23 protein-coding genes are annotated in these 21,956 nt (G+C 55.9%); 15 read left to right on the forward strand and 8 right to left on the reverse strand.

Annotated elements, in window-relative coordinates; all coding sequences use genetic code 11:
- Position 1: 1 nt before the first annotated feature.
- The 5 genes from ACQG1K_RS17010 to ACQG1K_RS17030 all read right to left on the reverse strand — a co-directional run bounded on the left by ACQG1K_RS17010 (position 2) and on the right by ACQG1K_RS17030 (position 6,217).
- On the reverse strand, positions 2-958 hold the full coding sequence (locus tag ACQG1K_RS17010) for a carbamate kinase family protein (RefSeq protein ID WP_023306797.1): 957 nt from the start codon (positions 956-958) through the stop codon (positions 2-4).
- A complete protein-coding gene (locus tag ACQG1K_RS17015; protein WP_022649120.1) occupies positions 955-2,535 on the reverse strand; it encodes a hypothetical protein in 1,581 nt (526 codons plus the stop codon). Before ACQG1K_RS17015 ends, ACQG1K_RS17010 begins: the two co-directional genes overlap by 4 nt.
- 11 nt (positions 2,536-2,546) lie before the next feature.
- Entirely contained in the window at positions 2,547-3,962 is a 1,416-nt protein-coding gene (locus ACQG1K_RS17020) for a DUF1116 domain-containing protein (RefSeq protein ID WP_023298441.1), read from the reverse strand.
- Positions 3,962-5,503 carry an acyl-CoA synthetase FdrA gene (fdrA, locus tag ACQG1K_RS17025; protein WP_367075952.1) on the reverse strand — a complete coding sequence of 514 codons (1,542 nt, stop codon included), beginning with the start codon at positions 5,501-5,503 and terminating at the stop codon, positions 3,962-3,964. The genes ACQG1K_RS17020 and fdrA overlap by 1 nt, the downstream gene beginning before the upstream one ends.
- 108 nt (positions 5,504-5,611) lie before the next feature.
- Complete coding sequence (locus ACQG1K_RS17030) at positions 5,612-6,217, reverse strand: ankyrin repeat domain-containing protein (protein ID WP_022649123.1); 606 nt, start codon at positions 6,215-6,217, stop codon at positions 5,612-5,614.
- A 320-nt stretch (positions 6,218-6,537) separates the two neighbouring features.
- Between ACQG1K_RS17030 and ACQG1K_RS17035 the strand changes: the two genes are divergently transcribed.
- Entirely contained in the window at positions 6,538-7,467 is a 930-nt protein-coding gene (locus ACQG1K_RS17035) for a LysR substrate-binding domain-containing protein (RefSeq protein WP_367075954.1), read from the forward strand.
- Here ACQG1K_RS17035 and ACQG1K_RS17040 read toward each other — a convergent pair.
- Positions 7,464-7,622 carry a YqaE/Pmp3 family membrane protein gene (locus ACQG1K_RS17040; protein WP_003862203.1) on the reverse strand — a complete coding sequence of 53 codons (159 nt, stop codon included), beginning with the start codon at positions 7,620-7,622 and terminating at the stop codon, positions 7,464-7,466. The genes ACQG1K_RS17035 and ACQG1K_RS17040 overlap by 4 nt on opposite strands.
- Before the next feature lie 179 nt (positions 7,623-7,801).
- Between ACQG1K_RS17040 and ACQG1K_RS17045 the strand changes: the two genes are divergently transcribed.
- Entirely contained in the window at positions 7,802-8,320 is a 519-nt protein-coding gene (locus ACQG1K_RS17045) for a rhodanese family protein (RefSeq protein WP_022649125.1), read from the forward strand.
- 82 nt (positions 8,321-8,402) lie between these two features.
- Entirely contained in the window at positions 8,403-8,582 is a 180-nt protein-coding gene (locus tag ACQG1K_RS17050) for a hypothetical protein (RefSeq protein WP_006811690.1), read from the forward strand.
- Positions 8,583-8,619: 37 nt separating this feature from the next.
- Here ACQG1K_RS17050 and stpA read toward each other — a convergent pair whose 3' ends face one another.
- Complete coding sequence (stpA, locus tag ACQG1K_RS17055) at positions 8,620-9,024, reverse strand: DNA-binding protein StpA (protein ID WP_022649126.1); 405 nt, start codon at positions 9,022-9,024, stop codon at positions 8,620-8,622.
- 497 nt (positions 9,025-9,521) lie between these two features.
- Here stpA and alaE point away from each other — a divergent pair, with 497 nt between their 5' ends.
- Positions 9,522-9,971 (forward strand): L-alanine exporter AlaE, encoded by a 450-nt coding sequence (gene alaE / locus ACQG1K_RS17060; protein WP_022649127.1) that lies wholly within the window; start codon positions 9,522-9,524, stop codon positions 9,969-9,971.
- 32 nt (positions 9,972-10,003) lie between these two features.
- Here alaE and ACQG1K_RS17065 read toward each other — a convergent pair whose 3' ends face one another.
- A complete protein-coding gene (locus tag ACQG1K_RS17065; protein WP_006811693.1) occupies positions 10,004-10,348 on the reverse strand; it encodes a DUF2002 family protein in 345 nt (114 codons plus the stop codon).
- A 158-nt stretch (positions 10,349-10,506) separates the two neighbouring features.
- Here ACQG1K_RS17065 and ACQG1K_RS17070 point away from each other — a divergent pair, with 158 nt between their 5' ends.
- The 11 genes from ACQG1K_RS17070 (at position 10,507) to emrA (ending at position 21,947) form a co-directional block, all read left to right on the forward strand.
- The gene (locus ACQG1K_RS17070) at positions 10,507-10,833 is read left to right on the forward strand and encodes a DUF883 domain-containing protein (protein ID WP_017382769.1); all 327 of its coding nucleotides are present in this window, start codon (positions 10,507-10,509) and stop codon (positions 10,831-10,833) included.
- A 243-nt stretch (positions 10,834-11,076) separates the two neighbouring features.
- Positions 11,077-11,316, forward strand: a complete 240-nt coding sequence (gene nrdH, locus ACQG1K_RS17075; RefSeq protein WP_017382770.1) for a glutaredoxin-like protein NrdH — start codon at positions 11,077-11,079, stop codon at positions 11,314-11,316.
- A complete protein-coding gene (nrdI, locus tag ACQG1K_RS17080; RefSeq protein WP_022649128.1) occupies positions 11,313-11,723 on the forward strand; it encodes a class Ib ribonucleoside-diphosphate reductase assembly flavoprotein NrdI in 411 nt (136 codons plus the stop codon). The genes nrdH and nrdI overlap by 4 nt, the downstream gene beginning before the upstream one ends.
- Positions 11,696-13,840: a class 1b ribonucleoside-diphosphate reductase subunit alpha gene (gene nrdE, locus ACQG1K_RS17085; protein ID WP_058676731.1), complete on the forward strand. Its 2,145-nt coding sequence runs from the start codon at positions 11,696-11,698 to the stop codon at positions 13,838-13,840. Before nrdI ends, nrdE begins: the two co-directional genes overlap by 28 nt.
- Before the next feature lie 9 nt (positions 13,841-13,849).
- Positions 13,850-14,809 (forward strand): class 1b ribonucleoside-diphosphate reductase subunit beta, encoded by a 960-nt coding sequence (gene nrdF, locus ACQG1K_RS17090; protein WP_022649130.1) that lies wholly within the window; start codon positions 13,850-13,852, stop codon positions 14,807-14,809.
- A 333-nt stretch (positions 14,810-15,142) separates the two neighbouring features.
- Positions 15,143-16,345, forward strand: a complete 1,203-nt coding sequence (proV, locus tag ACQG1K_RS17095) for a glycine betaine/L-proline ABC transporter ATP-binding protein ProV (RefSeq protein WP_022649131.1) — start codon at positions 15,143-15,145, stop codon at positions 16,343-16,345.
- The gene (proW, locus tag ACQG1K_RS17100) at positions 16,338-17,402 is read left to right on the forward strand and encodes a glycine betaine/L-proline ABC transporter permease ProW (RefSeq protein ID WP_022649132.1); all 1,065 of its coding nucleotides are present in this window, start codon (positions 16,338-16,340) and stop codon (positions 17,400-17,402) included. The genes proV and proW overlap by 8 nt, the downstream gene beginning before the upstream one ends.
- Positions 17,403-17,411: 9 nt before the next feature.
- Entirely contained in the window at positions 17,412-18,407 is a 996-nt protein-coding gene (proX, locus tag ACQG1K_RS17105; protein ID WP_017382774.1) for a glycine betaine/L-proline ABC transporter substrate-binding protein ProX, read from the forward strand.
- A gap of 209 nt (positions 18,408-18,616) precedes the next feature.
- Positions 18,617-19,801 carry an MFS transporter gene (locus ACQG1K_RS17110; protein ID WP_017692795.1) on the forward strand — a complete coding sequence of 395 codons (1,185 nt, stop codon included), beginning with the start codon at positions 18,617-18,619 and terminating at the stop codon, positions 19,799-19,801.
- Positions 19,802-20,115: 314 nt separating this feature from the next.
- The gene (gene emrR, locus ACQG1K_RS17115) at positions 20,116-20,646 is read left to right on the forward strand and encodes a multidrug efflux transporter EmrAB transcriptional repressor EmrR (RefSeq protein ID WP_017694792.1); all 531 of its coding nucleotides are present in this window, start codon (positions 20,116-20,118) and stop codon (positions 20,644-20,646) included.
- A gap of 128 nt (positions 20,647-20,774) precedes the next feature.
- Positions 20,775-21,947: a multidrug efflux MFS transporter periplasmic adaptor subunit EmrA gene (gene emrA / locus ACQG1K_RS17120; RefSeq protein WP_022649133.1), complete on the forward strand. Its 1,173-nt coding sequence runs from the start codon at positions 20,775-20,777 to the stop codon at positions 21,945-21,947.
- The last annotated feature ends 9 nt before the right edge of the window (positions 21,948-21,956 follow it).

Below are 21,956 nucleotides of genomic sequence, written 5' to 3' on the forward strand. Positions count from 1 at the left end.
CTTATCTTCCTTCGTTAACAATGTGGGTACCCGTTTCACCGCGCAGCGCTGCGGGCAGGCAGTCCGGCGAGGTGATGATCACGCGCCTGCCGCCATGGCGTAAAAATTCCAGCGAAGCGACGATTTTCGGCAGCATGCTGCCCGCCGGGAAGTGGCCTTCATCCCTGTAGCGCGTCATCTGCGCCACGTTGACGGTATCCAGCGCCTGCTGGTTCGGCTTGCCGAAGTTCACGCACACTTTCTCCACGCCGGTGGTGATCACCAGCACGTCGGCGCCGATCTCGCGCGCCAGCAGCGCGGTGGAGAGATCTTTATCTATCACCGCGTCCACGCTCTGATAATCGCCCTGGTCACTGCGCACCACAGGAATGCCTCCGCCGCCCGCGCCGATCACCACAAATCCTTTCTGCGTCAGCGCCTTGATGGCGTCCGCCTCGACAATGCGCCGCGGCTGCGGTGAAGCTACCACGCGGCGATAGCCCCGGCCTGAATCCTCGACAAAATGCCAGTCCGGGTGCGCAAGTTGCAGTTCGTCGCGCTGCGCCTCGCTGAAGAACGCGCCGATGGGTTTCGTCGGGTGCATAAAGCCAGGATCATTTTTATCCACCTCCACCTGGGTGACGACCGTAACCGCTTTTTGTTCCCCGCGCGCCGCCAGGCGGTTGTTGAGCGCCTGCTGGATCAGGTAGCCGATCCCACCCTGGGTATCCGCCACACAGTTTGCCAGCGGGGTCAGCGGCAGCCCTTCCCGCTCGTGGGCGATCTCGGCGCGGCGCAGATCCAGCCCCACCTGCGGGCCATTGCCGTGGGTGAGCACGATGTCATAGTCCGAGGCCAGCATTTCGAGCACCGACTCAGCCACCGCTTTGACCGCCTGCGCCTGATGCTCAATCGACTGGCTGGCGTTGTCTTTGATAATGCTGTTGCCGCCGATGGCAACGACCATTAGCTCTTTCATTTTGTTTCCTTTAAAAGGTGCGTTCTGGCGCCCTCACCCTGGCCCTCTCCCACTGGGAGAGGGGGATTAACAGAGATATCGAGAACATGCTTCACCACAAACATCCCGCCCATCATCAGGTAGGCCGTAACGAACATCAGGGAACTGCCCTCGGCAAAGCCCACCACCGGGGCGTGGATCACGCCAAACAGCGCCAGCAGCGCGCCTCCTGCGGCGGCGACGGCCCCGCGCAGCGGTTTGTTGATGATGGCGAAGATGGCGATACAGCCCCAGAGCATGCTGGCGAGCGGCGCGCCGTTGCCGAGATGCATCAGGCCTTCGTAGTAGATCCCCTTGCTGTGCAGCACGTCGGTGCCAATTTTCGCCGCGCTGGTCCCCGCCGCGCTCATCACGCTGTTCATCATGGTCAGCGCCCAGTTGGCGATCCACGGGAACAGGCAGATGAAGATGACGGGCACCTCCACTTTCGGGGTTTCCCTCACCACCTGGTTGGCGGTGACGACGCCGATAAACACCAGAATCGGCACGATGGCGGTCATCGGGATGATGGCGAGCATAAAGGCCCCCAGCCCGAACAGCGGCACGATGAACATGGTCACGCCGGACGCCAGGGTGTAGCCGATGCTGGCGCCCATCGCTTTCCAGCCAGGATGGCCGACGTAGACCGTGACCGGGAACGGATTGCCCATCAGGCAGCCGAGCATGGAGGCCAGACCGTTCGCCAGCATTACCTTGCGGGTCGGGTATTCATCCCCCGCCGCATGGGCGCTTTCGATGTTCTCCAGGTCAAAGATGTAGTTCGCCAGCCCCAGCGGTACGGCGGACGCCAGATACGGCAGCGCATGCGGCAACCCCTGCATAAAGCTGTCCACATGCACTTCCGGCGGGTTAAAGCCGAAGGATGACATGGATGCTTTAATGGCATCCGGGCTTTGCAGGCCGGAGATCCACGCAAGCAGAGTACCGGCAATCAACAGCAGCAGGCCGGTCGGGATGCGGGCGAAAATCGGCTTTTTACCGAACCAGTTAATGAAGATCAGCAGCAGGACGATAAACGACACGGTCGGCGCTTCGAACGCCTGCAACATCGGGTTCATCGCCAGCAGGAGCAGGCCAAGACCGGACAGGCACGACAGCAGCACGGTACGCGGGATCATCTTGCGGATGGTTTCCCCCAGGAAGGAACCGCCCGCGAGGATCATCGCTTCCACAAAGCACCACACCAGGCCAATCTGAATCGCGAAATCCGCATCGCCGGTTTGCTGGTAAACCGGCATTAAGACCAGGAAGGTCACGGTAAAAATCGACGGCGCGCTCGGGCCGGACGGCAGCGCGGTGACGTCCGTTCGTCCGGTGGCGCGCGCCATTTGCAGGCCAAACCACGTATAGCAAAGACTCGCCACCAGCACCGCCAGCCCGAAGGCTGGCGCGATGCGTCCATAAACAATCTCCTTCGGGATGCCGACGACAAAAATGAGCAACCCCATCATGGTCAGCAAATTGGTCAGGTTGTTGGTCATCAACCCGAAATAAGCTGCCCAGTCACCTCTTTTCCACTCCAGTTTCATGTTTTTCATGGATGCATACCTTATAGAACGTAGCGATCGCGGAAGGTTAACAGCGCCTTTTCAAAACAGCTAAACGGCGGGTGAACGATGCCCGCCCCAATCATGCCGATACCGGCGTCCTTATGGGCAATGGCGGTATTAATGACCGGCAGAATGCCGCTGCCCGCGACCTTCGTGATGTCGATGGCGGACGGGATGCCCATAAACGACAGCAGCGGAATGGTGACGTTCGGGTTTTCGCCGAGAGTGATTTCGCGCATCTGGCGGGAGAAATCGATGGCTTCCTCCACCGTGCCGCCCACCAGCGCCACGATTGCCGGTGCCGTCGCCATCGCAAAGCCGCCGATGCCGTAGGTTTCGGTAATCGCGCTGTCGCCGATATCCAGCCCGGAGTCTTCCGGCTTATAGCCCGCGAACATCGGGCCGATCACCTGCTGCGCCGGGCCGGTGAACCACTGCCCCGGCAGGCCGGAGACGCGCAGGCCGAACTCGTAGCCGTTGCGCGCCATGGTGGTGACGACGGTGCTGTACTCAATGCCGTGGGCGGCATCCAGCGCGGCCTTACACATTGCCATCCACGTCGGACCGGAGAAGTAGTCGCTGCTGGCGACAAACTCGAACACTTCACGCTGCTGCGCCACCGGATAGCCCGCCTGGATCAGCCCCGGCGTCAGCGCCTGAATAAGCAGCGTGGTGCCCGCGTTGTTGCGGTTGTGGCACTCGTCGCCCATGTGCAGCGCCTGGGCCAGCATCAGGCGCAGGTCGATTTCGCCGATAATCTTCATCGCGTCGCGCAGCATTGGGCCGAGCACGTCGCGCATCCAGTTCAGGCGGTCGATCACGCTCTGATCGTTGGCCCCCATGCGCAGGATCTTCGCCATCTGCTCGCTGAGGTTGGTGAAGGCGCGGTTGCCGTAGGTTTTGTTCTCAACGATGTGCATAAACATCGACGCGGAGGTGACGCCCGCCATAGAGCCCACACAGTCGTGCTCGTGGCACGGCGAGAAGGTGATCTTCCCTGAAGCCGCCAGCCTTGCGGCGTCCTCCAGATCCGTCGCCAGCCCTTCAAACACCAGCGCGCCGGTAACCGCGCCCTTCATCGCCCCGCACATGTTTTCCCAGGTAACAGGCGGACCGGCATGCAGAATGGTGGTGCGGGTCATGCCCGGCACCACGTTAATCGCCTGGTCATAGCCCACCAGCACCGGATGGGACTGAATAATGCGCTCAAGGGCAATGTTGTTCGCGGCAGCAATTTTCTCCGCCAGCGGTTTTTCCGCCAGCCGATCCAGCGCGTCCACCACCTGCATATTGCCCTGCCCCGGCGGCGTCCAGTCGAGCTGGGTCACGGGAACGTGCTGTTTTTTGAGGTCGTCGCTGAACATCGCAATCCCGACGTTAATCACGTTCAGCGGTTGGTTGAATAAGGTCGTCATTATGCTCTCTCCCCTTTGCAGACAAATTCGCGTGCCAGTAATCCGGTATTGGTGCTGCTGCTGGCCCAGATGACGCCTGCGTCGGTCAGCAGCTGGCACTGCTGGGCCAGCGACTGCGGATCCTGATCGGTGCCGAGCACGTAGCCGAGAATTTCCAGCGGACGGTTGTCGGCTTTCGCGATTGCCTGTGCCTCTTTGATCGCCTCGATCATCACCCCCACCGGATCCTCGTGTGCGCCAAAGCCCAGCACGAAGTCCATCACGATGACGCCCACCTGCGGATCGCGCGCCTCCTGTAGCAGGCGGCTGATGCGGTTGGTCGGGTCGATCATCGGGTGTGGTTTGCCGTTGGTGAAATCGTCGTCACCGAAATCAAGGAAGGTGTGGGCCTGGCTGACGCTGATGTCCTTCAGACGCCTGGCCGGATCCGGCTGGATGTTGCTGTAAACATCGTCAAACTTCTCCAGCGCGGCAAACATCGCTTCGTCGCACAGGGTGCCGCCGCAGAACAGGCCGCGAATGTACTTCTGCCGCGGCGTCAGGCGGGCGCGCACCTCTTCGATCAGCGGCCAGTTGAGCGGATGTAAATCCAGGGAGTCTTTTTTAATGCCGGTAAGCAGCACCGCTTTCAGGGCCGCCTCTTTGGTGCCACGAGCAAACTGCAAGCCGTCTTCATCGGCTGGTGGTTCGTTGCGGCCCAGGAAGCACACAACCACAGGTTTGCGGCAGGCGCGTGCCCGGGCCAGCATCTTCTCTGCCACCGCGGGTGCAGGCGGTTTGGAGATGAGCGCTATCACCCGGGTCGCGTCGTCCGCCTCCAGCATGTCGATGGCGTCGAGCATCATCAGGCCGCCAATCTTCTCGCTGAGATCGCGCCCGCCGGTGCCGATCAGCTGCGACACGCCGCCGCCGAACTCGTGAATGCGCACGCTCAACTCCTGGCTACCGGTGCCGGAGGCGCCAACGATGCCAATCGGCCCGCGACGTACCGCGTTGGCAAAGCATAGCCCCGCGCCGTTGATAATGGCGGTGCCGCAGTCCGGCCCCATCATTAGCAATCCTTTGTCATGCGCCAGCTGCTTCAGCGCCAGCTCGTCGTCGAGCGACACATTATCGGAAAACAGCATCACGTTGAGATCGTTTTCCAGCGCCTGGCGCGCTTCGCGGGCGGCGAAGGTGCCGTTGACGGATATCACCGCAAGGTTGCTGTCCGGACGATGGGTTTTGGCGCTGGCAATCGTCGCGTAGCGTGCTTCATGGGAGCCAGCGCTCTCTTTACGCGTGAATAACGCTTCAATGGCGGCAAGGGTTTCCTCATTCGCCGCGTCGCCTTTAATAACGATCATCAGGTCGCCGTTTTTCGCGTCCGCTAATTCCGGCGTTAATAGCCCGAGGTTTTTTAATACCCCTTTGTTCATTTCCGTCGCCATCGCCACAAACGCCTGCTCGACGCCCGGCAATTTATTGGCTTTGGTGGAAACCGACATTAAGGAAACCGAATCGAAATACGTATTCTTTTTTATGACGATTTTGGTTGGCATTATTTTCACCTGTTTAAGATAAAAGGGGGCCGCCGTCGTGCTAAATGCACGTCGGTAACAATGCGTTTTTTGATTCACGGCCAGCCAGGGGAAGGCTGACCGAATGCGCTATGCGCCTGCCGCCAGCAGCAGGTCTGCGATCGCGTTGAAGCCTTTTTCCCGCGCCAGTTCGAGCGGGGTTTTGCCGTATTTATCAGTCATGTGCGGATTCGCGCCGTGATCCAGCAGCAGCTTCACAATTTCCTGCTGCTTTGCGCCGCCGTCGTTTAACACGATGGCCTCCAGCAGCGGCGTCCAGCCGACAAAATTGGTGTGGTTGACATTAATGTCGGTTTTTTCCAGCAGCTCGCGCACGATTTCAACGTGCCCTTTTTCACTGGCAGGGGTAATGCCCACGCCGCCAAAGCGCGTCAGACGGTCGAGATCCGGATCCGCCGGAAGGACAATGCGCAGCAGGGTTAAATCATTGGTCAGGCAGCCGATCAGGAAGGGGTTAAAACAGGTCTGGTCCTGTTTATCAATATCCGCCCCGGCGGCAATTAAAAATTCCACACAGGCGTAATGCTTTTTCAGGCTGGCAATAATAATGGCGGTTCTTTTCTGGCGGTTGGTCGCGTTAATATCCACGCCTTTTTCCAGGCAGGCTTTTAGCGCGTCGATATTACCCTCTTCTGCCGCCAGCAAAAATTCTGTAACCAGTGCAGTTGCAGACATATTCAGACTCCCTATGTTTCACTTCTGATGACCTGAGAATAGCAACAGCCTGGTCATAAAAGAATCCGCTTAAAAATGATTCATCGACACGCAATTCATTGTTGAGTTAAATTCAACAGTCCGGCAAAAACGTGCGTCTGTGCAACCTTTTTCTTATGGTTTACCGCTTTTACGCGCCTCGGGGTGCATTATCCTTATGAATGAAAAAGCCTTACACAGCGCGGCTCTACGTAAAAATCCAGAACTGTGACCGACATCAACTATGATGTAACGCCGGTGTTAAAATATGTTCAAAACTGATGGTAACCAGGAGCCATAATATGAATTCCATCTTTACCGAAGAGAATTTGCTGGCCTTCACCACCGCGGCACGCTTTGACAGTTTTAGCAAAGCGGCTGCCGAGCTGGGCGTGACCACTTCCGCCATCAGTTATACCATCAAACGTATGGAGACCGGGCTGGACGTGGTGCTGTTTGTACGCAACACGCGCAGCATTGAGCTGACCGAATCCGGTTTTTATTTTTATCGTAAAGCGACCGACCTGCTGAATGACTTTCATGCCATCAAGCGCGGGATTGATACCATTTCGCAGGGCATTGAGACGCGGGTGCGCATCTGCATTAATCAGCTTTTGTATACGCCACGCCATACCGCGCGTTTGCTCCAGGTGCTGAAAAAACAGTTTCCTACCTGCCAAATCACGGTGACGACCGAGGTGTATAACGGCGTCTGGGATTCCATCATTAATAATCAGGCCAACATCGCCATTGGCGCGCCGGATACGCTGCTGGATGGCGGTGGCATCGATTACACCGAGATAGGCGCGATCCGCTGGGTATTTGCCATCGCGCCCACGCATCCGCTGGCGTTCGCCCCGGAGCCCATTTCCGAAAGTCAGCTGCGTCTGTATCCCAATATCATGGTCGAGGACACCGCACATACCATCAACAAGAAGGTCGGCTGGCTGCTTCACGGTCAGGAGGCGATTCTGGTACCGGACTTTAACACCAAGTGTCAGTGTCAGATCCTGGGGGAGGGTATTGGATTTTTACCGGAGTATATGACGCGTGAGGCGATGGAGGACGGGCTGCTGGTAAAGCGGCGAATCAATAATCCGCGCCAGGACTCGCGCATGCTGCTTGCCACGCAGCATGCGGCGACCGGTCAGGTCACGCGCTGGATCAAACAGCAGTTTGGCCCCGAGGGCGCGCTGACCCGGATCTACAGTGATCTATTGTGGCGTACCTAGCTTTTCGTCTGAACCCAAAACGCGTGGATAAGACCCGGGAAGTAACCCAGGATGGTCAGAAGGATGTTCAGGATAAACGCCCAGCCCAGTCCCTTGCCAAGCAGCACGCCCAGCGGCGGGAGAATAATCGTAAAAACAACGCGCCAAAAACCCATAAATAACTCCGTGCAAGCTAACCAATTGAAAATTATAAAAGACACTTCTCTAAGCGTAGCCAGTTTACGGGTAACTGCCATTCGTCTCTCGCGCTTTTACCTGCCTTTACCCTCTTTACACTGGCTGAAACCCTGCCTTAAATGCTCTACTGTTCTGAAATTGACCGTAAGGAAACACAATGTCTCTTCCTCTTATTTCGCCGCAGCAGGCAAACGCGCTTATTGCTGAAGGCGCCAAACTTATCGATATTCGCGACCCCGACGAGTATGCCCGCGAGCATATTCCAGCGGCGCACTCCATTCCGCTGGATTCGTTACCCGGCGGGCTTAACGCAGCGCCGGGAGAAACGGTGATTTTCCACTGTCAGTCTGGCGCAAGAACCGCAAACAATGATGCTCGTCTTGCCCGGGCAGCGTCCCCTGCGAACGCCTTTGTGGTTGAGGGAGGCATTCAGGGCTGGAAGCAGGCCGGGCTGCTGACCGTTGAAGATAAATCGCAGCCGCTTCCGCTGATGCGTCAGGTGCAGATCGCCGCCGGGCTGCTGATTCTCTGCGGCGTGGTGCTGGGTTACAGCGTCTCCAGCGGCTTTTTCCTGCTAAGCGGTTTTGTGGGCGCCGGGCTGCTGTTCGCCGGAGTGACAGGTTTTTGCGGTATGGCGCGACTGCTGAAAGTGATGCCGTGGAACCGACGTACCTGATAAGGGGTATCTGAAAGATTAGGCTGTACCCCGCCCCGGACGTGGGCTATGGTGAAGATCGTGACAATGATGAGGAGGTGCTATGTTTTCTGTCGGTGATTATGTCCAACCGCGTCAGGGCGGTCCGAAACTGAAAGTGCTCGAAGTGAATGGTGAAAACATTGTGGCCGTACAGGCCAGCAATGAGCAGGGCGAGAAATATCACCTGAAAGCGGCGGACGTAGTTCTGTACTCCGAAGAAGGTGACTTTGGCGTCTGCTAAGTCAATAATCGGGCGGAATACACCGCCCGAATAATCATCAGATCAGGAAATCGTCCAGCGATTTACCGTTTGCCAGTGCGTTCGCAATTGGCTTTGGCGTACGTCCCTGACCGGTCCACGTTTTCTCTTCACCGTTCGCGTCGATGAAACGATATTTCGCCGCACGCGCTTTACGTTTTTTAGCCGGCTGGCCCGCATGAGCCAGTTCTCCGCCTAACAGATCGCTCGGGGAAATACCGTCTGCCTTCATCAGTTCCAGCAGAGCATTAATTTTATCCTGCTGTTCAGCGCGCTGGCGCTCTAATTCAGCCTGCTCGCTGCGTTTTTCTTCTGTGACAATCCGAACTTTTTCCAGCACTTCTTCCAGAACATCCATGGATAATTCACGCGCCAGCGCCCGGAGGGTACGGATATTATTAAGATTCTGTAACGTTAAAGCCATAATAATGAGAAACCTTTCTTCGTGTGTATAACATAAATCAGGCAACAGAATAATTGATTTTTGTTCTGATATCTACCCACTCTGTCGTTTTGACATTATTGTAAATGTTTTAGAATATCCCGTTAATATAACCCCGAATTACCTGTCAGTTTTAATGCGTAATATTCCGTCCTGCTCCTGGTCAAAAACCCCTGTTTAATACCGTTCAAAAAACCGCCCGGCATCCTCCGAATAACAAACGTTACACGCTTGCTCAGATAAGCTAATAGTTTGATTTCGTTTAATAAAACGGTGAATGGGAAAGAAAATAACGACTCGCACAAAAAACAGCCAACTTTAGAGAATTTTATGGACAAAGCGCCCATAAATAAAAATTAATCACTACTTGTTAGTTAAAAGCCAGAGGGATACGCTATACACTCAAAACAAACCAACCTAAAGCACTAAACGCCGCAGGTAAAAACGCCACTTTTTTGTCCTGTTCGAGGAGTTCAGACATGTTCTCACCGCAGTCTCGCCTGCGCCATGCGGTAGCGGATACGTTCGCGATGGTCGTTTACTGTTCCGTCGTAAACATGCTGATTGAAATTTTCCTGTCCGGAATGACCTTTGAGCAGTCCCTCTCATCGCGCCTGGTGGCCATTCCGGTGAATATCATGATTGCCTGGCCGTACGGAATGTATCGCGATGCGGTGATGCGTTTCGCCCGGCGTATTAGCCCGGCAGGTTGGGTAAAAAACCTGGCGGACGTGCTGGCTTACGTGACGTTCCAGTCCCCGGTGTATGTGGTTATTTTGCTGACGGTGGGCGCAGACTGGCATCAAATCGCCGCCGCGGTAAGTTCAAATATCGTGGTATCTATGCTGATGGGTGCGGTGTACGGTTACTTCCTTGACTACTGCCGCCGCCTGTTTAAAGTCAGCCCTTATAGCCAGGCAAAAGCGTAAGATAAGGCGACTGGCTCATGCCAGTCGCTGATTTATTGTACGTCGCCAAACAGCCCTTTCAGGAAACGCTCCAGCGCCATACGCGAGCTGAAACCGTGCGGAATACCATAATGTTCATGCGTCTCGCCGCCTAAATAGAGCGGAAATTGCTGATAATGATCGCAGGTTTTAATATCCGAGGCGGGCTCAGCAAATGACAGGCTTCTGTCTTTGAGTGTCGGGTGAATAATGAGAGCAGTACGCCCCATTCTTGCTTCACGATTGACGTAAACATAATTCTCACCACGGCGATATCCGTACGCTTTTGATGTTACCTCATCCATGGTGAACCCTTCTTTTTCAAGAACGCGCGCCACCTCATCGGGTCGTAAATACATATCTTTTCCTCATTATCATACCTGCCGGGCAACCTTACAGTATTCAGCATTAGCAGGGCTTTCAGAATATTCCATAAACTGCCCGATAAGCCGTGACTCGCTTCAGATATTACATTTCTGGACTAAACTAAACGGGAACACAAATTATGGAGGATCGTATGTTTAACAGACCGAACCGAAACGATATTAACGACGACACCCAGGATATTCGTAACGATGTCAGCCAATTAGCGGACACGCTGGAAGCCGTATTGAAATCCTGGGGCTCTGACGCGAAGGACGAAGCAGATGCCGCGAAACGTAAGGCTCAGTCTCTGCTGCGTGAAACGCGCGCAAGGATGAATGGCCGCTCACGTACCACTCAGGCGGCCTGCGATATGGCCAGCTGCGCCACCACCTTCGTACGTGAAAAACCGCTGTGTACGCTGGGAACGGTCGCGGCAGTCGGGATTTTTGTCGGCGCCCTGCTTAGCCTGCGTAAGTAAGCACGCGTTTTCAGCCCCGGTAGCCTCAGGCGCCGGGGCTTTTCTTTGCCTGAAAGCCTGAAAAACCCGCGCAGTTCGCCCTGCCCCGCCAGGCTCATCATTGGGGCCTTATCAATCTGAATTTCCCATATCTTGTGTGGTTGAAAGTTATCTCAACTACATCTAGTATTCCCTTTAGCAAGACAGACACAACATGACGCGTTTACTCGCGCCGTTCTCTCATTCTAAATGGAAATACGAATCATGAGCATTATTATTTACACTCGTAACGATTGTGTTCAGTGCCACGCCACGAAACGGGCGATGGAGAGTCGCGGCGTGGCATTTGAGATGGTCAATATAGATCAGGTGCCTGACGCGGCAGACACCCTGCGGGCGCAGGGTTTCCGTCAGCTTCCGGTCGTGGTTGCTGGCGACACCAGCTGGTCTGGCTTTCGTCCGGACATGATCAACCGCCTTGCCGCTCAGGGCGTCAGTGCATGAGCAGGCTGGTCTACTTTTCCAGCAGCTCGGAAAACACGCTTCGGTTTATGGAGCGTCTCGGGCTGCCCGCGATTCGCATTCCGCTGAACGAGCGGGAGCGTATTCAGGTAGACGAACCCTACATTCTGGTAGTGCCCAGCTATGGCGGTGGCGGCACCGCGGGGGCTGTGCCTCGTCAGGTGATCCGCTTTCTGAACGACCCCCATAACCGGCAGCTGATTCGCGGCGTGATCGCGGCAGGCAATCGCAACTTCGGCGAGGCCTTTGCCCGCGCCGGGGATGTCATCTCTCAAAAATGCGGCGTGCCGTATCTCTATCGTTTTGAACTGATGGGGACACAGCAGGACGTAGAGAACGTGCGTAAAGGAGTGAACGAATTTTGGCAACGACAACCGCAGAGCGCGTGATTCAGGCGACGCCGGATTACCATGCATTAAACGCCATGCTAAACCTCTATGACCGGGAGGGGCGCATTCAGTTTGGCAAAGATCGTGAGGCGGTGGACGCCTTTTTTGCCGCTCATGTACGCCCGAACAGCGTCGTCTTTGGCAGCCAGCAGGAACGTCTCGACTGGCTGGTAAAAGAGGGTTATTACGAAGAGCGCGTCCTGACCCGCTACGACCGCGCCTTCGCGGTGGCATTGTTTGAATGGGCGCACGCCAGCGGTTTTCGCTTCCAGACGTTTCTCGGCGCGTGGAAGTATTACACCAGCTACACCCTGAAAACCTTCGACGGCAAACGCTATTTAGAAAGCTTTGAAGATCGGGTGGTGATGGTAGCCCTGACGCTGGCGCAGGGCGATGAAGCCCTGGCTGAAAGACTGACGGAGGAGATCCTCTCAGGCCGCTTCCAGCCTGCCACGCCAACCTTCCTTAACTGCGGCAAAGCCCAGCGCGGCGAGCTGGTCTCCTGCTTCCTACTGCGTATTGAAGACAATATGGAGTCGATTGGCCGTGCGGTGAATTCGGCGCTACAGCTGTCGAAACGCGGCGGCGGCGTGGCATTTCTGCTTTCGAACCTGCGGGAAGCGGGCGCGCCGATCAAGCGCATCGAAAACCAGTCCTCCGGCGTCATCCCGGTGATGAAGATGCTGGAAGATGCCTTCTCATACGCCAACCAGCTTGGCGCACGTCAGGGCGCGGGTGCGGTTTATCTGCACGCGCATCATCCGGACATTCTGCGTTTTCTGGATACCAAACGTGAAAACGCCGACGAAAAGATCCGCATTAAAACCCTGTCGCTCGGCGTGGTGATCCCGGATATCACGTTTAAGCTGGCCAAAGAAAATGCCGACATGGCGCTTTTCTCGCCGTATGACGTCGAGCGTATCTACGGCAAAGCCTTTGGCGATGTGGCCATCAGCGAACTTTATGACGAACTGGTGACGGACGAGCGCATTCGTAAGAAATACATTAACGCCCGCGACTTTTTCCAGACGCTTGCCGAAATTCAGTTTGAGTCCGGGTACCCGTACATCATGTACGAGGATACGGTGAACCGCGCCAACCCGATTGCCGGGCGCATCAACATGAGCAATCTGTGCTCGGAGATTTTGCAGGTCAACAGCGCGTCCAGTTACGACGAGAACCTCGACTACGCGGATATCGGCAAAGATATCTCCTGCAATCTCGGTTCGCTGAATATTGCCCACACCATGGATTCCCCCGATTTTGGCCGCACGGTAGAGACCGCCATTCGCGGGCTGACGGCGGTATCGGACATGAGCCACATCCGCAGCGTACCGTCCATTGAGGCGGGCAACGCCGCGTCGCATGCCATCGGCCTTGGGCAGATGAACCTGCACGGCTATCTGGCGCGGGAGGGTATCGCCTACGGCAGCCCGGAAGGGCTGGATTTCACCAACCTTTATTTCTATACCATCACCTGGCATGCGCTGCATACCTCGATGATGCTGGCGCGCGAACGCAACCAGCGGTTCGCAGGCTTTGAGCAGTCCCGCTACGCCAGCGGAGAGTATTTCAGCCAGTATCTGGAAGGCGACTGGCAGCCGAAAACCGAAAAAGTACGCGCGCTTTTCGACCGCGCCGGCATTACCCTGCCGACGCGTGAGATGTGGCAACAGCTGCGTGAGGATGTGATGCACTACGGCATCTATAACCAGAACCTTCAGGCGGTTCCGCCAACCGGTTCCATTTCCTATATAAATCATGCCACGTCGAGCATCCATCCGATCGTGTCGAAGATTGAAATCCGCAAGGAAGGCAAAACCGGCCGCGTCTACTACCCTGCCCCGTTTATGACTAACGAGAATCTGGCTCTGTACCAGGACGCCTATGAGATCGGCCCGGAAAAGATCATTGATACCTACGCCGAGGCGACCAGACATGTGGACCAGGGGCTGTCGCTGACGCTCTTCTTCCCGGACACCGCCACCACGCGGGATATCAATAAAGCGCAGATCTACGCCTGGAAGAGAGGCATCAAAACGCTGTACTACATTCGCCTGCGCCAGCTCGCGCTGGAAGGTACCGAAATTGAAGGCTGCGTGTCCTGCGCGCTGTAAGGAGAAAGGATGAAACTGTCACGCGTAAGTGCCGTTAACTGGAACAAAATTCAGGATGATAAAGACCTGGAGGTCTGGAACCGCCTGACCAGCAACTTCTGGCTGCCGGAAAAGGTGCCGCTCTCCAACGATATTCCGGCCTGGCAAACCCTGAGCCATGCCGAGCAGCAGCTGACAATCCGTGTCTTTACCGGCCTGACGCTGCTGGACACCATTCAGAATACCGTGGGTGCGCCCGCGCTGATGAGTGATGCGCTGACCCCGCACGAAGAGGCGGTAATGTCGAATATCAGCTTTATGGAGGCGGTCCATGCCCGCTCTTACAGCTCGATTTTCTCCACCCTGTGCCAGACCAGAGACGTGGACGCGGCCTACGCCTGGAGCGAAGAGAGCGCGTCATTGCAGCGCAAGGCAGATCTGGTGCTGGAATATTACCGGGCCGACGAGCCGCTGAAGAAGAAGATCGCCAGCGTGTTCCTGGAATCTTTTCTCTTCTATTCCGGCTTCTGGCTGCCCATGTACTGGTCGAGCCGGGGCAAGCTCACTAATACCGCCGATTTGATTCGCCTCATCATCCGCGATGAAGCGGTACACGGGTATTACATCGGCTATAAGTACCAGAAAGGACTGGAGAAAGTCACCCCGGAAAAACGCGAGGAACTCAAAGGTTTTGCCCTCGATTTACTGATGGATCTGTATGACAACGAGCTGAGCTATACCGAGGAGCTGTACGCCGGAACGGGCTGGGAAGAGGACGTAAAAGCCTTCCTCTGCTACAACGCCAACAAGGCGCTGATGAACCTGGGCTACGAAGCGTTATTCCCACCGGAAATGGCGGAAGTGAACCCGGCGATCCTCGCGGCGCTGTCGCCCAACGCCGATGAAAACCACGACTTCTTTTCCGGGTCCGGCTCGTCGTACGTGATGGGTAAAGCGGTGGAGACGCAAGACGAGGACTGGGATTTTTAATGAATGAATTAACGTTCATTAATTAACTCTACATTTCATTATTTCCAGCCGAATATTCCACTACGTACTACACTGTAATTTCCCCTTCATATTCGCCTGAATCACACCGATTCAGGCGAAATTCTCCCATGCAGTAGCAAAAAATTGAGAAAAATTCAAAGCGCCCTCAGCCCTTTATTCATGGGAAATTCAGCCGTTTCGCTTGCGGTAAAATTCCGACCTCAGGCAGGCCCAGGGTTGTCTCAGATTCTGAGTATGTTAGGGTAATGCCAGTTAACTATTTACCATGGTAATCATATCGACATAAACAAATAACAGGACACTCTCTATTGCATGGCAATTAAATTAGAAGTGAAAAATCTTTATAAAGTATTTGGCGAGCACCCGCAGCGTGCTTTCAAATATATTGAGAAAGGCCTTTCGAAAGAGCAAATTCTGGAAAAAACCGGGCTATCGCTTGGCGTTAAAGACGCCAGTCTGGCCATTGAAGAAGGCGAGATTTTTGTCATCATGGGATTATCCGGTTCGGGTAAATCCACTATGGTTCGCCTTCTCAATCGCCTGATTGAACCCACCCGCGGACAGGTGCTGATTGACGGCGTTGATATCGCCAGAATATCAGACGCGGAACTCCGCGAGGTGCGCAGAAAGAAAATTGCGATGGTGTTTCAGTCATTTGCACTGATGCCGCACATGACGGTACTCGATAATACCGCCTTTGGCATGGAGTTAGCCGGCACGCCCGCTCAGGAACGTCAGGAAAAAGCCCTTGATGCACTGCGTCAGGTCGGGCTGGAAAATTATGCTCATGCGTATCCGGATGAGCTCTCCGGCGGTATGCGTCAGCGCGTAGGATTAGCGCGCGCATTAGCGATTAATCCGGATATTTTATTAATGGACGAAGCCTTCTCGGCGCTCGATCCCTTAATTCGCACCGAGATGCAGGATGAGTTGGTAAAATTACAGGCCAAACATCAGCGCACCATTGTTTTTATTTCTCACGATCTGGATGAAGCCATGCGTATTGGCGACCGTATCGCCATTATGCAAAATGGTGAAGTGGTGCAGGTCGGCACACCGGATGAAATTCTCAATAATCCGGCGAATGATTATGTGCGCACCTTCTTCCGCGGCGTGGATATTAGCCACGTATTCAGTGCGAAAGATATTGCCCGTCGAACACCAAACGGCATTATTCGAAAAACGCCAGGTTTTGGTCCGCGCTCCGCGCTGAAGCTGTTGCAGGACGAAGACCGTGAATACGGTTATCTGGTTGAACGCGGCAATAAATTTGTCGGCGTTGTCTCCATCGACTCCCTGAAAACCGCCCTGAGCGAAAACCAGGGAATCGATGCGGCGTTGATTGACGCTCCGCTTGCCGTGGACGCCGAAACGCCGCTCAGCGAGTTGCTCTCTCACGTGGGTCAGGCGCCGTGCGCCGTGCCGGTTGTCGGTGAAGAACAACAGTACGTTGGCATCATCTCAAAACGGATGCTGCTACAGGCTTTAGATCGCGAGGGGACAAACAATGGCTGATCAATCAAACCCATGGGGCACCACTGAAGCAGCGGACAGCGCGGCGCAATCTGCCGATGCGTGGGGGTCGACGCCTGCGCCTGCCGATGGCGGCGGCGCGGCAGACTGGCTCAACAGCGCACCGGCGCCTGCCCCAGAGCATTTCAATATTATGGATCCGTTCCACAAGACGCTGATCCCGCTGGATAGCTGGGTAACGGAGGGGATCGACTGGGTCGTTACCCACTTCCGTCCGGTGTTCCAGGGGATCCGTATCCCGGTGGATTACATCCTGAACGGCTTCCAGCAGCTAATGCTGGGCATGCCCGCGCCGGTGGCGATTATCCTGTTCTCGCTGATCGCATGGCAGTTCGGCAGCGCGGGTATGGGGATCGCCACGCTCATCTCCCTGATTGCCATCGGCGCGATTGGCGCGTGGTCTCAGGCGATGATCACCCTGGCGCTGGTGCTGACCGCCCTGCTGTTCTGCGTGGCGATCGGCCTGCCGATGGGGATCTGGCTGGCGCGCAGCCCACGGGCCGCAAAAATTATCCGCCCGCTGCTGGATGCGATGCAGACCACGCCAGCGTTCGTTTACCTGGTGCCTATCGTGATGCTGTTCGGCATCGGTAACGTACCGGGGGTGGTCGTGACCATTATCTTTGCCCTGCCGCCGATTATTCGCCTGACCATTCTGGGCATTAACCAGGTGCCTGCGGATCTGATAGAGGCATCACGCTCGTTTGGCGCCAGCCCGCGTCAGATGCTGTTTAAGGTTCAGCTTCCGCTGGCGATGCCGACCATTATGGCAGGTGTTAACCAGACGCTGATGCTGGCGCTGTCGATGGTGGTGATCGCCTCGATGATTGCCGTTGGCGGGTTAGGTCAGATGGTACTGCGCGGCATTGGCCGTCTCGATATGGGGCTGGCGACCGTCGGCGGCGTCGGGATTGTGATCCTCGCCATCATTCTTGACCGCCTGACCCAGGCTGTCGGTCGTGATTCACGCAGTCGCGGCAACCGTCGCTGGTATACCACCGGCCCTGTCGGGTTACTCACCCGCCCATTCACAAAATAAGGAACAACGATGCGACATAACGTACTTTTTGCCACAGCGTTTGCGACCCTTGTCTCCACCAGCGCAGTTGCCGCTGACCTGCCGGGCAAAGGCATTACCGTGCAACCGGTGCAGAGCACCATTTCGGAAGAGTCCTTCCAGACCCAGATTGTCAGCCGTGCGCTGGAGAAACTGGGCTATACGGTGAATACCGCCAGTGAAGTGGATTACAACGTGGGCTATACCTCTATTGCCTCCGGCGATGCCACCTTTACCGCCGTGAACTGGCAGCCGCTGCACGACGATATGTATGCCGCCGCAGGCGGTGACAAGAAATTCTACCGCGAAGGCACCTTTGTGACCGGCGCTGCGCAGGGATATTTGATCGACAAGAAAACCGCCGATAAGTATCACATCACCAATATTGAACAGCTGAAAGATCCGAAGATCGCCAAACTCTTTGATACCAACGGTGACGGCAAAGCCGACATGATGGGCTGCTCGCCGGGCTGGGGCTGTGAAGCGGTGATTAACCACCAGAACAAAGCCTTCGATCTGGCGAAGACCGTCGACGTGAGCCACGGTAATTACTCTGCGATGATGGCCGATACCATCGCCCGCTTTAAAGAAGGCAAGCCGGTGATCTACTACACCTGGACGCCGTACTGGGTGAGCGACGTGCTGAAGCCGGGCAAAGACGTGGTGTGGTTGCAGGTGCCCTTCTCCTCCCTGCCGGGCGAGCAGAAAGATATCGACACCAAACTGCCAAACGGCATGAACTATGGCTTCCCGGTGAATACCATGCATATCGTGGCGAACAAAGCCTGGGCCGAGAAAAACCCGGCGGCGGCGAAGCTGTTCTCGGTGATGAAACTGCCGCTGGCAGACATTAACGCCCAGAACGCGATGATGCATGCGGGTAAATCATCCGAAGCTGATATCAAAGGCCACGTGGATGGCTGGATCAAAGCCCACCAGCAGCAGTTCGATGGCTGGGTGAAAGAGGCGCTTGAGGCGCAGAAGTAAAAATACTACCCCTCACCCTGCCCTCTCCCCAAAGGGGAGAGGGTGTATAAAATCCCCTCTCCCCTTTGGGGAGAGGGATAGGGTGAGGGGATCAAACCGCACCCAACCTAAACCGCACAATCCACCACGTAACAATCCCCCAACATTCACAATCATTGGTTATTATGTTTCCGGAAAAATAATCACTTAACTTACGATTCCTGAAACAAATGACAAAAACAACTCAAGGGCTTAGCCCCGCACTCATCCTTTTAATGTCCGTGGCAACGGGACTGGCCGTCGCCAGCAACTATTACGCGCAACCTCTGCTTGATACTATCGCGCGTGCTTTCGATCTTTCAGCCAGCTCCGCCGGCTTTATCGTCACCGCTGCGCAGCTCGGCTATGCGGCCGGGCTGCTGTTCCTGGTGCCATTAGGCGATATGTTTGAGCGCCGGATGCTTATCGTCTCCATGACGCTGCTGGCCGCAGGCGGGATGTTGATCACCGCCAGCAGCCAGTCGTTAACGATGATGATTATCGGTACCGCGCTGACGGGGCTGTTCTCGGTGGTGGCACAAATTCTGGTTCCCCTCGCGGCGACGTTGGCTTCCCCGGAAAAACGCGGCAAAGTGGTTGGCACTATTATGAGCGGCCTGCTGCTGGGCATCCTGCTGGCGCGAACCGTTGCCGGGCTGCTGGCGAGCCTCGGCGGCTGGCGCACCGTTTACTGGGTGGCAAGCGTGCTGATGGTTATCATGGCGCTGGCCCTGTGGCGCGGCCTGCCAAAGGTGAAGCAGGAGAATCACCTGAACTATCCGCAGCTCCTCGCCTCCGTTTTCAGCCTCTTCACCCGGGATAAACTCCTGCGCACACGCGCCGTTCTGGGGTGTCTCACCTTCGCCAACTTCAGCATCTTATGGACGTCGATGGCGTTTCTGCTCGCCGCGCCGCCGTTTAACTACTCAGAAGGCGTGATTGGCCTGTTCGGGCTGGCAGGCGCGGCTGGCGCACTGGGCGCGCGCCCGGCGGGTGGCCTGGCCGACAAAGGTAAATCTCATATGACCACCTCCGCAGGGCTGGTTTTACTCCTGCTCTCATGGGCGGCTATCTGGTACGGACACGTCTCAGTGCTGGCGCTAATTGTCGGTATTCTGGTACTCGACCTCACCGTGCAGGGCGTTCATATCACCAACCAGACCGTGATTTACCGCGTGAAACCAGACGCCCGTAACCGTCTGACGGCCGGGTACATGACCAGCTACTTTATCGGCGGCGCGGCGGGCTCGCTAATCTCAGCCTCCGCCTGGCAGCATGCGGGCTGGACGGGCGTGTGCGCAATCGGCGCCATCGTGGCGGCGATAAATCTGCTGGTATGGTGGCGCGGCTATCACCGCCAGGAAGCAATTCACTAAGTTTTACATTGCTTTGGGCCCCCTGGGGTGTAAAGGGGGCCTGCATCTGTTAAGGTAACGGTAATCATTTATCCCAGAAATTTTACTGTGGGTGACATATTTACTACCGGCATGAATAGTTCAGACCCCAGTCCTCACATCCCCTCTTTCGCGGGTACACACCCCACACTTTCTGTGCTCACCGGGTCACGGATTTACCCGGCGCTTTCTGATGGTGACATACGTTTGGCGGATATAACCGCACAAATAATTCATTTACATTATTTGTCACTATCGTTACTATATCGGCTGTAATTAATGAGGTTATGCCCAAAATGGATAGTTCGTTTACGCCCATTGAACAAATGCTTAAGTTCCGCGCCAGTCGTCATGAGGACTTCCCGTATCAGGAGATCCTGCTGACCCGCCTGTGCATGCACATGCAGGGTAAGCTGCTGGAAAATCGTAACAAGATGCTGAAAGCGCAAGGGATTAACGAGACGTTGTTTATGGCGTTGATTACGCTTGAGTCTCAGGAAAACCACAGCATTCAGCCGTCTGAACTGAGCTGCGCGCTGGGTTCATCCCGTACCAATGCAACCCGTATTGCTGATGAGCTGGAGAAGCGCGGCTGGATAGAGCGCCGTGAGAGCGATAACGATCGCCGCTGCCTGCATCTGCAACTGACCGAGAAAGGTCACGAATTCCTGCGCGAAGTGCTGCCACCGCAGCATAACTGCCTGCACCAGCTTTGGTCTGCCCTCAGCACCGCCGAGCGCGACCAGCTTGAGCACATTACTCGCAAGCTGCTCACCCGTCTGGACCAGATGGATGAAGATGGCGTCATTCTTGAGGCGCTGCGCTAACGCGACGATCCGCTCAACATTCCAGATTGCAAAAGAAAAACTGACAGGCCAGCACGTGAAACTGCTGGCCTTTCTGACAACAGGTCGGCTCAGCCGATGTGAAAATAAAAAGATCGTGGAGAACAACAATGAGCGCAAATGCGGAGAACACCCCCCCGCAGCAACCGGTCAACAAGAAGGGCAAACGTAAGAGCGCCCTTATTCTGCTGACCTTGCTCTTTATTATTATTGCCGTGGCATATGGGATCTATTGGTTTTTAGTCTTGCGTCATGTTGAAGAGACAGACGATGCATACGTGGCAGGGAATCAGGTTCAAATCATGGCCCAGGTGTCAGGCAGCGTGACGAAAGTCTGGGCTGACAACACCGACTTTGTGAAAAAAGGGGATGTGCTGGTCACGCTTGATCCGACCGACGCCCAACAGGCGTTTGAAAAAGCACAGACGGCGCTGGCCTCCAGCGTTCGCCAGACCCGCCAGCTGATGATCAACAGCAAACAGCTTCAGGCCAATATCGACGTGCAGAAAACGGCCCTGGCCCAGGCGCAGAGCGACCTCAAGCGTCGTGTTCCTCTCGGCACCGCCAACCTGATTGGCCGTGAAGAGTTGCAGCACGCACGCGATGCGGTGGCAAGCGCACAGGCGCAGCTGGACGTGGCGATCCAACAGTACAACGCCAACCAGGCGATGGTGCTGGGCACCTCTCTGGAAAACCAGCCGGCGGTGAAACAGGCGGCGACCGAAGTGCGTAACGCATGGCTTGCCCTGCAACGTACCAAAATCGTCAGCCCGATGACCGGTTACGTTTCCCGTCGTTCCGTGCAGCCGGGTGCGCAAATTAGCACCACCACGCCGCTGATGGCGGTCGTTCCGGCGAACAACCTGTGGGTGGACGCGAACTTCAAAGAGACCCAGCTGGCGCATATGCGTATCGGCCAGACCGCAACCGTGGTCAGCGATATCTACGGTGATGACGTGAAATACACCGGTAAAGTGGTTGGTCTGGACATGGGGACCGGCAGCGCGTTCAGCCTGCTGCCTGCACAGAACGCCACCGGCAACTGGATCAAAGTGGTACAGCGCTTGCCTGTACGTATCGAGCTGGATCCTAAGCAGCTGGCAGACCATCCGCTGCGAATTGGCCTTTCCACGCTGGTGACGGTCGATACCGCCAACCGCGACGGTCAGATCCTCGCAAGCCAGGTGCGCAGCACGCCAGCTTATGAAAGTAACGCCCGTGAAATTAGCCTCGATCCGGTCAATAAGCTGATCGATGACATCGTGAAGGCAAACGCCGGTTAAGCCGAAGGT

It is taken from the genome of Enterobacter cloacae complex sp. 402C9 (assembly GCF_050030745.1).
Lineage (GTDB): Bacteria > Pseudomonadota > Gammaproteobacteria > Enterobacterales > Enterobacteriaceae > Enterobacter > Enterobacter intestinihominis.

Bases quoted from the DNA above. Each gene is read 5' to 3' on its own strand.
- stpA (WP_022649126.1), bottom strand. From the start codon at position 9,024: ATGGCTTTAACGTTACAGAATCTTAATAATATCCGTACCCTCCGGGCG.
- ACQG1K_RS17065 (WP_006811693.1), bottom strand. From the start codon at position 10,348: ATGTATTTACGACCCGATGAGGTGGCGCGCGTTCTTGAAAAAGAAGGG.
- ACQG1K_RS17020 (WP_023298441.1), bottom strand. From the start codon at position 3,962: ATGACGACCTTATTCAACCAACCGCTGAACGTGATTAACGTCGGGATT.
- emrA (WP_022649133.1), top strand. From the start codon at position 20,775: ATGAGCGCAAATGCGGAGAACACCCCCCCGCAGCAACCGGTCAACAAG.
- ACQG1K_RS17110 (WP_017692795.1), top strand. From the start codon at position 18,617: ATGACAAAAACAACTCAAGGGCTTAGCCCCGCACTCATCCTTTTAATG.
- ACQG1K_RS17045 (WP_022649125.1), top strand. From the start codon at position 7,802: ATGTCTCTTCCTCTTATTTCGCCGCAGCAGGCAAACGCGCTTATTGCT.
- emrR (WP_017694792.1), top strand. From the start codon at position 20,116: ATGGATAGTTCGTTTACGCCCATTGAACAAATGCTTAAGTTCCGCGCC.
- ACQG1K_RS17040 (WP_003862203.1), bottom strand. From the start codon at position 7,622: ATGGGTTTTTGGCGCGTTGTTTTTACGATTATTCTCCCGCCGCTGGGC.
- nrdF (WP_022649130.1), top strand. From the start codon at position 13,850: ATGAAACTGTCACGCGTAAGTGCCGTTAACTGGAACAAAATTCAGGAT.
- fdrA (WP_367075952.1), bottom strand. From the start codon at position 5,503: ATGCCAACCAAAATCGTCATAAAAAAGAATACGTATTTCGATTCGGTT.
- ACQG1K_RS17050 (WP_006811690.1), top strand. From the start codon at position 8,403: ATGTTTTCTGTCGGTGATTATGTCCAACCGCGTCAGGGCGGTCCGAAA.
- ACQG1K_RS17035 (WP_367075954.1), top strand. From the start codon at position 6,538: ATGAATTCCATCTTTACCGAAGAGAATTTGCTGGCCTTCACCACCGCG.
- ACQG1K_RS17070 (WP_017382769.1), top strand. From the start codon at position 10,507: ATGTTTAACAGACCGAACCGAAACGATATTAACGACGACACCCAGGAT.
- proW (WP_022649132.1), top strand. From the start codon at position 16,338: ATGGCTGATCAATCAAACCCATGGGGCACCACTGAAGCAGCGGACAGC.
- ACQG1K_RS17030 (WP_022649123.1), bottom strand. From the start codon at position 6,217: ATGTCTGCAACTGCACTGGTTACAGAATTTTTGCTGGCGGCAGAAGAG.
- proV (WP_022649131.1), top strand. From the start codon at position 15,143: ATGGCAATTAAATTAGAAGTGAAAAATCTTTATAAAGTATTTGGCGAG.
- ACQG1K_RS17015 (WP_022649120.1), bottom strand. From the start codon at position 2,535: ATGAAAAACATGAAACTGGAGTGGAAAAGAGGTGACTGGGCAGCTTAT.
- ACQG1K_RS17010 (WP_023306797.1), bottom strand. From the start codon at position 958: ATGAAAGAGCTAATGGTCGTTGCCATCGGCGGCAACAGCATTATCAAA.
- proX (WP_017382774.1), top strand. From the start codon at position 17,412: ATGCGACATAACGTACTTTTTGCCACAGCGTTTGCGACCCTTGTCTCC.
- nrdH (WP_017382770.1), top strand. From the start codon at position 11,077: ATGAGCATTATTATTTACACTCGTAACGATTGTGTTCAGTGCCACGCC.
- nrdI (WP_022649128.1), top strand. From the start codon at position 11,313: ATGAGCAGGCTGGTCTACTTTTCCAGCAGCTCGGAAAACACGCTTCGG.
- alaE (WP_022649127.1), top strand. From the start codon at position 9,522: ATGTTCTCACCGCAGTCTCGCCTGCGCCATGCGGTAGCGGATACGTTC.